We start from the raw sequence: 10,364 nt of genomic DNA, 5'->3' as shown, positions 1-10,364 counted from the left end.
ATTATGCCTAGTTATGCAAATCGTTACATAAGTAGCTTAACCCGAGATACGTACGCGTTAATACTGGCTGGTGGACGCGGCTCACGCTTACACGAATTGACAGATTGGCGCGCAAAGCCCGCTGTTTATTTTGGCGGTAAGCACCGTATTATCGATTTTCCATTATCAAATTGTATCAATTCGGGTGTGAGGCGTGTAGGCATAGCCACACAATATAAATCGCACTCTTTAATTCGCCATGTTAATCGCGCCTGGGGCCATTTTAAAAAGGAGCTGGGGGAGTCGGTTGAAATTTTACCCGCATCTCAGCGTAATGGTGATGAGTGGTATTGTGGGACTGCCGATGCGGTTTTTCAAAACATGGATATAATTCGCCACGAACTGCCAAAATATGTGATGATTTTGTCAGGCGATCATGTTTATCGAATGGATTACGGCGCTCTATTAGCCGAGCATGTGCAAAAAGGCGCCGACATGACAGTATGTTGCCTTGAAGTACCTGTTGAAGAGGCTGCAGATACCTTTGGGGTAATGACCGTTGATGAAAAAAATCGGGTATGTCGCTTTGATGAAAAACCTTCGATCCCCAGCTCTGTCCCTGGTAAGCCAGGTACCTGCTTAGCCTCTATGGGCAACTATGTGTTTAACACTGAGTTTTTATTTGAGCAGCTAAAAAAAGATGCTGAAAATGAAGGTTCTGGCCGCGACTTTGGGCACGATATTATTCCGGCAATTATAGAAGAGCACAGTGTGTATGCGTTCCCGTTTAGAGATCCCATGCAAGAAGGGCAACCTTATTGGCGCGATGTAGGAACGTTAGACTCGTTTTGGGAAGCCAATATGGAATTGGTAATGCCCGAGCCACAGCTAGATTTATACGATCCAACCTGGCCTATTTGGACTTACCAAGAGCAGTTGCCACCGGCTAAGTTTATTTTTGATGATGAAGATAGACGAGGTATGGCGGTAGACTCAACGGTATCAGGAGGGTGTATTGTATCGGGCTCAGTAGTTAGAAAATCACTGCTTTTTTCTAACGTGCACGTGCGTTCATTTTGCGAAATAGAGCAATCGGTTATTTTACCCGGGGCTCTCATTAATCGTCATTGTAAAATTAAGCGAGCCATAATTGATCGAAGCTGTGAAATACCCGCAGGGCTTGAAATTGGCTACGATAGAAAAGCCGATGAAGAAAACGGCTTTAGGGTGTCTAAAAAAGGCATCGTATTAGTCACCCGTGATATGCTCACGGAACTTGCTAAAAAGCTTGAACGTCAAGCACACGAAAATAAAAAGTTCGCTTAAAATCGGATGCGAATAACAAAGGTTAAGGAAGTAGTAAATAAATGCATGTATTAATGGTTGCCGCAGAAAACGATGCTCTACCAAACGCTAAAGTGGGCGGGGTAGCAGATGTAGTCAGAGATGCCCCAAAAGCACTGGCAGCACAAGGCGTGAGCGTAGATGTTGTTATTCCTGATTATGGGTTTGAGCAACTGCAACGTGAATATATAGGTGATGTCACTGTTATATTTAGAGCGCAGCCACAGGTATTATCTTTATTTAAAATAAGTGATGACAACACACACATTAATCAATTTGTTATTTCGCACCCACTGTTTAGCCAATCGGGTTCGGTGTATTGCAATGACGAACCCGGGAGACCTTTTGCCACTGATGCAACAAAATATGCATTATTTAGTGCCGCTCTATGTGAAGCGCTGCTACAGGGTTTAATAACGCGCCCTCAAGCACTGCATTTACACGATTGGCATAGCGCGTGTGTCGCCGTATTATTAAAATTTGATAAACGCTACGATACCCTCGCTAATTTACATATTGCCTATACAGTTCATAATTTAGCACTGCAAGGGATCAGGCCTTTTAAACACGACGACTCGAGTTTAGAGGCTTGGTTTCCGTCGTTAGGTTATAACGGGCAACATTTGTGCGATCCTCGCTACCCACACTGTTTTAATCCTATGCGCAGTGCTATAAATTTGGCAGATAAAGTTCATTTAGTCTCACCTACTTACAGTACCGAGGTATTAAAGCCGAGTAATTATCAGCAAGGTTTTTTTGGTGGAGAAGGCTTAGAGCTTGATTTACAAAATCAATCGGCTCAAGGCAAGGTGGTGGGAATATTAAATGGCTGTGATTACCCTGAGCAACACCCTGAGCAGGTTACTTTATCGCTCTTGTATGAGCGTATTGAACATACTTTATTTAACTGGATGGCAAAACATGAGCAGCTTGAAACGAGCTACTATGTGGCGCATCAGCGCATGCTGCAGTTTAAAAACACGCCAATAGATGGGCCCCTTGTAACAAGTGTTGGCAGGCTGACCGAGCAAAAGGTGTTATTACTTTGCCAACAATACGGTAATGCATTAGCGCTTGATAACGTGTGTGAAATAATTAACCGTTTTAACGGTCGTCTTATTATTTTAGGCTCTGGTGACAAAGCCCTTGAAAGCATTTTCACCAAGGCCATGGCACGCAATGCAAACTTATTGTTTTTAAAAGGTTATGGGCAAGGTATTGGCGATAGCCTATATGAGCTTGGGGATTTATTTTTAATGCCAAGCTCGTTTGAACCTTGCGGAATTAGTCAAATGCTTGCTATGCGCGCAGGGCAACCTTGTTTAGTACACAGTGTTGGCGGTTTAAAAGACACCGTAAGCCACAACAACAATGGCTTTGCATTTTCTGGCGGCTCGTTGAATGAACAAGTTGATGGGTTAATGACATGCTTAACTGAAACCCTTACGCTAAAACAGCAAAATCCTAAGCAATGGAGTAACATTACAGCTAATGCTAAAGGAGCACGTTTTTCGTGGGAAACGGTCGCTGTTGATTATATTTCAAGCATGTATTGCTAAATCATTAAAATTAAACGCAGTAGAAGTGACATTTATACCTATTTACGCTATTAATTACTTAGTTTGAGTATATAAATAAGAAGTAGGTAATGTGTCTGTATTTGTTGCAAGGCAAGCAATATTCAATCGTAAGCAAAATGTAGTTGCTTACGAGCTTTTATTTCGTAATAGTGCTGAAAACTTTTTTCCCGATATAGAAGAAGGTCAAGCAACTGCTCGCCTAATAATGGAAAACCAGCTTAATTTAGGCACACGCCACATCACCTCAGGTAAAACGGCACTGATAAATATAGGCCCAGACTCTTTAAAGCACAATTTATGTGACTTTTTACCCTGCAAAGATGTGGTCATTGAGCTATTAGAAACCATTGAACCCACCGACGATAACTATCAGCTTTGCAGAGAGCTTTTTCATAAAAACTATAAACTCGCATTAGATGACTTTGTTTATAACGAGCAATGGGAGCGATTTTTAAAGTTTATTAAGCTAGTAAAGTTTGATATTGCGCAAACGCCTTTATCAGATATTGCCGAGATTGTAGAAAAACTAAAACAGCATAAAAAAATAAAAATATTAGCAGAAAAAATAGAAACCCAAGCCGATTATCACCAAGCACATAAAATGGGGTTTGATTACTTTCAAGGTTACTTTTTTGCCAAGCCCACAATGCACGAACAGCAAGACATTGATTATAACTATGCGTTAGTTGTGGCTATTTACGCGCAAGTAATGAAACCAAGCCCAGATATAAAGCAAATTAGTGCGTTATTTGAAGCCGATGCGGCCTTGGCTTATAAGCTTATGCGGCTAATTAACAGCGGTGTTTTTCCTATTCAGAGTAAAATATCATCTATTAAACAGGCGTTAGTGTATTTAGGGCATGAGCGTTTAAAAAAGTTTGTTAGTTTAATTGTTACCGCGCACACCGCGGGTAAAAAGCCAGCAGAGCTAATGCAAGTGTGTGTAGTTAGAGCACGCTTTTGTGAGCTAATAGCAAAGCAAGTGTCTAAATCGTTGGCGGGTGAGGCGTTTTTAACCGGCTTGTTTTCGTTACTAGATGCGATACTCGATCAACCTATGAGTTTATTAGTCGAAAAATTACCTTTTCCTGATGATATTAAAGCGGCGTTATTAAACGAAAAAAACACCCTATATTATATTTTAAATGTAGTACAAGCGTACGAAACAGGTAGCTGGTGGACATTAGAAAAAGCCGTTATATTACTTAATGTTAAAAGTGATGTGCTGCCAGGGTTATATAATCAAGCCGTAGATTGGGCAGATAATTATAAAAATAATAGTTAAAGGATAGTAACCGCTCATTATGCGAAATTATAATATGGACTTTATTCGCGGCATTGCTGTGCTTTGCTTAGTGTATATGAATGGCTATGCGTTTGGCTTAATGGATTATAGCTATATTCCTTTATCTACCCCGCCTTTTAGTGACACCCTTATCCATGCTGTGAGTACTTTTTTTGTTGATGGCCGATTTAGAACGCTGTTTAGCTTACTGTTTGGGGCAGGGCTTTATATTCAATGGCAAAAAGTTAAATCAATAGCACCTTTAAAAGCGCGATTGCATTGGCTTATCATTTTTGGTTTGGTACATGGTTTTTTACTTTGGGCTGGCGACATTTTATTTTTGTACGGTGTATCTGGCTGGTTTGTTCTAAAATATTTGCAAAGTAATAATCAACTGCTTGTAAAAAGGGCAGGAGAGTTTCTTTTAATTGGTTGTGTAGCCACGGGGTTGGTGCTCTTTAGTGCGCCAGATGAGGTCGTTTATCGTGACTCAGCACAGTATATCGATTTATATAGCCCGCATTACAGCGATTACTTTTTGAGTAATCTAGGTATGAATGTATTAATGCTGGTAGCTGTTCCTATCATGATCATGTGGCTGTGCGTAGGGCTAATGCTGATTGGCATATATTTATATAAAAATGAGGTTTTTAGTAAAGGTTTAACTAAGCCGCACCTTATTGTTTGTATAGCTGGCGCCTTTATTTTTTCAGGCATGAGGCTTTATGCGTCAAAGTTCACAGGGGGAGCAGGGTTCGCCATACAAGAGTTTATAAATACCTTTGCCGCGTTGTTCATGGCTGTATTTTATATTCATCTCATCGTGAAATTTTGTAATAACCGTGCCCATGTGGGCCAGCTTATTCAGCAAGCTGGGCGCTTAGCTTTTACCTTATATATATGCCAAACATTTATGCAGCTGTTGCTTTATAAAGTGTTGTATCCGCAGTGGGTATTAAGTTTTAACCGAATAGACTATTGGATAGTCGCGACTGGCCTAGTTAGCGTGCAGCTATTGTTGACAGCTTTATATTGTCGCTATTATGAGCAAGGGCCACTGGAATATGTTTGGCGCAGGTTAACTCAAGCTAAAATTGCAAAAATTAATGCGTAAAGGTTTAAATTAGGGGCGAAAAATAATGGCGTGTGGTTTACACTAGTCGCCTTTAAAATTAGGACCATTAAGTGCCATGACCGAATTAAAACGTTTAAATAAATTTATTAGTGAAACAGGTTTTTGTTCACGCCGTGAAGCCGATAAATATATTGAGCAAGGTCGTGTAACGGTTAATGGTAATACGCCTGAAATGGGCGTAAAAGTGGCTGATACCGATACTGTTTTAGTAGATGGAAAACCGCTGCGCGAAAAACCAAAACGCGTGTACATTGCGTATAATAAGCCAGTGGGTATTACTTGTACCACCGAGAGTAAAATTCAAAGTAATATTGTCAAAGCCGTTAATTATCCCACCCGTATATTTCCTATCGGCCGTTTAGATAGACCTTCAGAAGGATTGATTTTTTTAACTAACGAAGGCGATATCGTTAATAAAATTTTGCGAGCGGGTAATAACCACGAAAAAGAATACGTGGTGACAGTTGATAAACCACTCAATCGCCAATTTGTGAGCAAAATGGCCAACGGTATTCCTATTTTAGATACCGTTACAAAAAAATGTAAAGTGACACAAACAGCTCCGCAAGAATTCAAAATTGTGCTTACGCAGGGTTTAAACCGCCAAATTCGTCGTATGTGTGAATACCTAGGTTATGAAGTTGTGACCCTTAAACGTACCCGCATTATGAATGTAACGTTAAAGGGCTTAAAAGTAGGCCAGTGGCGACATTTAACCGACGTAGAAATGGCGCAAATTAATGACTCCATTGCCGATTCGGGTAAAACGCAAGAGCATTCGGTTGATACCAATAAGCAAAATGCCAATAACAAAGGCGAGCCTAAAAAGCGTGATTTTCAGGGTGAAAACCCACGCGCCTTTAATAATGAGCGAGGCACTCGCACTCAAAGAAGTAACACCCCTTTTCAAAAGCGCTCAACCACCTATGTAGGTAAAGGGGGCGCTAGTAAAAATACGCAAGGCGATAGCAAAAACGCAAACAACAAAAAGCCAGCAAACGGTAAAGCGCGTTCATCTGGCACATTAAGTTTAAAAAAATAGCGTGCGCACTTACCACTGTATTTGATGCACAACGTAACCAAGTGGGCTTTTAACGCCCACGATGTTTATTTTCTCATTTTTTAGCCGCTTTAATGCTGGTTTATCTAAATACCACCTAAAAGAGCGCTTTCTGTAAGTTTGTAAATCAAGCACAACCAGTTTTGCGCAGCTGTATTCGTAATCACTCGGACACGCCTCTACAGCCAGTAGCTGGTACTCTTGCTGCCAGCTATTGTCGCTATAATAATACGTCCATAACTTTACTGAAATACAAAAACTAGCCCACAGCCATAAATAAACTAAAACCGGTATAAACAAAATACCCAGCCAGCCCCTAAGCTTCCCATCATCCTCTAAGTAGTCTTTAAAATTTGATTTAAATGTTATGCATGCGTTGTACTTTTTGTATCCGTACATCCCCCCTGCAATACTAATTATTACTGACAAAACAGGAAACAGCTTATGTGTTAAAAAATCATAAGCGGTATTGGCAATAAAGGGGGGATCGAGATTTTCATCCCAAGCAATAAAAAATAGGGGTGGGAATAGTAAACTAGCGGTAATTATTATTCTAAAAAGTTGTTTTGCTGTCATTTGAGGGGTTATTTATAAAACACAACGCCAATATAAAGTAAAAAAAGCCCTAAATAAATGGCTAATGCAGATACGCTGTTTTTAGAGCGCAGTCGTGTAATTAAATCGTAAGTACCGTCAAATATTACCAGTGCAATACCGCTCGTGAAACGGTAGTTGTTTAAATCTACATTGCCATTTTCGTCGGTTATAAAGCGAAAATAGCCAAACAGAATACAAATACAACCTAGTTTATTATGTCCATCTTTAACCTCGGTTTAAATAATAAAAAACGCAGCTACTGTGAGGTAAGCTGCGTTTTAAACGTCCTGTAAGGCTTTTAATTTACTTTCTAGGCTCGTAGTCTATTCTAAATACAACAGTATAAAGCACAGGTACTACGATAAGCGTAAGTATGGTTGCAAAACCTAAACCAAACATAATAGTTACCGCCATTGACTGGAAGAACACGTCAAACAACAACGGGATCATACCTAAAATGGTGGTAATAGCCGCCATGGCTACAGGGCGTACACGGCTAACGCCAGATTCAAACACAGCTTGATAAGGCGATTTACCATCGCGAAGCTCAAGATTTATTTGATCGACCAACACAATGCCGTTTTTAATTAGCATCCCGCTTAAACTTAGTAATCCAAGTAGTGCCATAAAGCTAAATGGCGCATTCATTATTAACATGCCCGCACTCACACCAATAATGGCAAGTGGCACTGTAGCCCAAATAACTAAAGGCTGTTTAAGTGAATTGAACAGCAGTACGGTTACCGCAAACATCGCTAAATAACCCAGCGGTAATGAACCAAATATAGCGGCTTGTGCATCCGATGACGACTCATACTCGCCGCCCCATTCTAATTTATAGCCACGCGGTAGCTCTATTGCTTCTACGGGTCCGCGCACGCGTGCAAATAACTTAGCGGCAGTTTCATCGCCTAATACGTTGTGATCGGCCATTACCGTTATTGTGCGCTTTCGGTCGCGGCGCATAATTAGGCTGTCTTCCCATTCAACCACAAATTCGTCAACCACTTGCGTTACTGGCACAAATACACCCAGTACTGGGCTGTATATTTGTAAATCGTGAACGCTTTCTACATTTAGGCGCTCATTTGCCGGCGAGCGAGCAATAATTGGCAGTAGTTGTGTACCATCGCGGTATACACCCACTTGCTTGCCTGAAAGGCTAGTAAGCAGTACATCATCAAGGTCTGACTTACTAATACCTAAGCGGCGCGCTTTTTGTTCGTTAAATTGTGGGCGAATCATTTTAGTACGTGCGCGCCAATCATCACGAATATTATAAGCGCCGTCGTCCTGTGCGATAACTTCTTCAGCCTGGGCGGCTAATCGTCTAAGTATTACCGGATCAGGGCCTGTAAAGCGTGCTTCAATTTTAGCATCGGTTGAGGGGCCAATTTCCATAGGCTTAATTTTAAGCTCAGCTGAAAGCGGTGTATTTTGCGAGTATTCACGCACTTTTTGCATTACTACAGCCACCGCCTCGCGGTTTTTTACTCTAATAATGAGCTGCCCGTATGACGAGTACGACTTTTGCGGTGCATAAGTAAGCATAAAGCGTGGAGCACCTTGGCCTGTAGTACTGGTTATTTCTTCAACTAGCTCTTCTTTTTGAAGGTAGTTTTCAAGCTTTTTGATTCCCTCTAGCGTTGCCCTTATGTCGGAGCCTTGTTGCTGCCAGTAATCTACATAAAACATAGGCGTGTTAGAGGCGGGGAAAAACGATTGTTTAACCGCACCAAAACCAACCACAGCCGAGCAAAGGAGCACGACCATAAGCACAAGCGTGGTTTTACGATAATGCATAGACACATCTAAAAGTGCTTTATAGCCGGTAAAAATAAAGCCTTGATATGGGTCGTCATCTTCCTCTTCGCCCTCAGCATTTTTAGCTTTTTTAAACTCATCTTGTTTAAACATTAAATTTGCAAAAAATGGCGTAAGCGTAATGGCGGTGATCCAGCTTAGTAAAAGCGATATAAACAAGACCCAAAATAAGCTACCCGCAAATTCACCGGTCGCATCAGAGCTTAAGCCAATAGGGGCAAACGCAGTAATACCAATAACTGTAGCGCCTAGTAGCGGCCATTTAGTTTGTTCTACAATATTAACCGCAGCTTTTAACTTAGTTTGGCCACGCTTTAAATTTATTAATATGCCTTCGGTTACTACTATGGCGTTATCTACCAGCATACCAAGGGCAATAATAAGCGCACCGAGAGAAATACGTTGCAGGTCTATGGCGAACAACTTCATAAATATAAAGGTGCCTAAAACGGTGAGTAATAAAATACCGCCAATTAAAATACCACTTTTTAACCCCATAAATATAAGCAGTACGACGATTACAATGGCAATCGCCTCTACTAGGCTGACAATAAAGCCATCTACCGATTTTTCTACTTCTTTAGGTTGGTTATACACCGATTCTACATGTATGCCATGTGGGCGCTGGTATTCAAGCTCTGCTAAGTGCTCGTCAATACGTTTACCTACATCTACTACGTTCACGCTATTCATAAACGAAACACCAATTAAAAGCGCTTGTTCTGAGTTGTAGCGAATAACATTGCTGGGTACTTCTGCGTATTCTCTAAATACTTTTGCTACATCACCTAAGTATATAAGCTCGCTAGCACCGGGTTTAGATATAAGTAGAGTTTCGAGCTCTTTAACATCTTTAAATTCGCCGGTTGGGTGAAAGCGTATAGACTCATCGCCCACTCTAATTTTACCTGCGTTAGAGACTGTATTTTGCGATTGCAGTAAACCAAAAATATGGCTTGGGGCAATACCGAGCTGCGCTAATTTACGGGTAGACACTTCAACCATTACTTGAGGCTGTTGCTCACCAGCAATGGTCACTTTACTCACACCTTTAACGAGTACGAGTTCGCGCTTTAAGTAATCGGTGTAATCTTTAAGTTCATCATAAGAGTAGCCATCGCCGGTAACCGCATACATAACGCCGTATACATCACCAAAGTCATCTAAAATGGTGCTTGGGTAAACGCCACTTGGGAGTGAAGGTGCTAAATCGTTAATTTTACGGCGCATTTCATCCCAAATTTGGCGCAGCTGCTCTTTTCGGTAGGTGCTTTTCATTTCTACCGATATTTGCGACTTACCATTTGATGAAATAGAGGTCACATAATCTACGTAGGGGAGTTGCTGAATTGCATTTTCGATAGGAAAGGTGACTTCTTCCTCGACTTGTTGTGGCGATGCACCCGGATACATAGTAATAACCATGGCGGTTTTAAGCGTAAACTCTGGGTCTTCTAGTTGGCCTAAATCAAAGTACGACACACTCCCGCCAATTAACAGCAGTAGTGCAAACATCCAGCTAATTACTTTTTTCTCTATGGAGAGTTGCGCAAAGCTCAT

7 protein-coding genes are annotated in these 10,364 nt (G+C 41.1%); 5 read left to right on the top strand and 2 right to left on the bottom strand.

Annotation, left to right across the window (positions count from 1 at the left end):
* The first annotated feature begins 3 nt into the window (after positions 1 to 3).
* The 5 genes from glgC to rluF all read left to right on the top strand — a co-directional run bounded on the left by glgC (position 4) and on the right by rluF (position 6,365).
* Positions 4 to 1,305 carry a glucose-1-phosphate adenylyltransferase gene (glgC, locus tag AN389_RS01220; protein ID WP_004586432.1) on the top strand — a complete coding sequence of 434 codons (1,302 nt, stop codon included), beginning with the start codon at positions 4 to 6 and terminating at the stop codon, positions 1,303 to 1,305.
* A 41-nt stretch (positions 1,306 to 1,346) separates the two neighbouring features.
* The gene (locus AN389_RS01215) at positions 1,347 to 2,882 is read left to right on the top strand and encodes a glycogen synthase (protein ID WP_055019070.1); all 1,536 of its coding nucleotides are present in this window, start codon (positions 1,347 to 1,349) and stop codon (positions 2,880 to 2,882) included.
* Between the two features lie 91 nt (positions 2,883 to 2,973).
* Positions 2,974 to 4,188, top strand: coding sequence for an EAL and HDOD domain-containing protein (locus AN389_RS01210; RefSeq protein WP_029774480.1), 1,215 nt, complete (start codon positions 2,974 to 2,976; stop codon positions 4,186 to 4,188).
* 34 nt (positions 4,189 to 4,222) lie between these two features.
* A complete protein-coding gene (locus AN389_RS01205; protein WP_055019069.1) occupies positions 4,223 to 5,302 on the top strand; it encodes a DUF418 domain-containing protein in 1,080 nt (359 codons plus the stop codon).
* Between the two features lie 76 nt (positions 5,303 to 5,378).
* Positions 5,379 to 6,365 (top strand): 23S rRNA pseudouridine(2604) synthase RluF, encoded by a 987-nt coding sequence (gene rluF, locus AN389_RS01200; protein WP_055019068.1) that lies wholly within the window; start codon positions 5,379 to 5,381, stop codon positions 6,363 to 6,365.
* Positions 6,366 to 6,374: 9 nt separating this feature from the next.
* Here rluF and AN389_RS01195 read toward each other — a convergent pair whose 3' ends face one another.
* Positions 6,375 to 6,959, bottom strand: a complete 585-nt coding sequence (locus AN389_RS01195) for a hypothetical protein (RefSeq protein WP_055019067.1) — start codon at positions 6,957 to 6,959, stop codon at positions 6,375 to 6,377.
* A 324-nt stretch (positions 6,960 to 7,283) separates the two neighbouring features.
* On the bottom strand, positions 7,284 to 10,364 hold the full coding sequence (locus AN389_RS01190; RefSeq protein ID WP_055019066.1) for an efflux RND transporter permease subunit: 3,081 nt from the start codon (positions 10,362 to 10,364) through the stop codon (positions 7,284 to 7,286).

The organism is Pseudoalteromonas sp. P1-7a (genome assembly GCF_001401855.1).
GTDB lineage: Bacteria > Pseudomonadota > Gammaproteobacteria > Enterobacterales > Alteromonadaceae > Pseudoalteromonas.
Note: the sequence above shows the minus strand (reverse complement) of the source record. Positions and strands in the feature narration are given on the sequence as shown.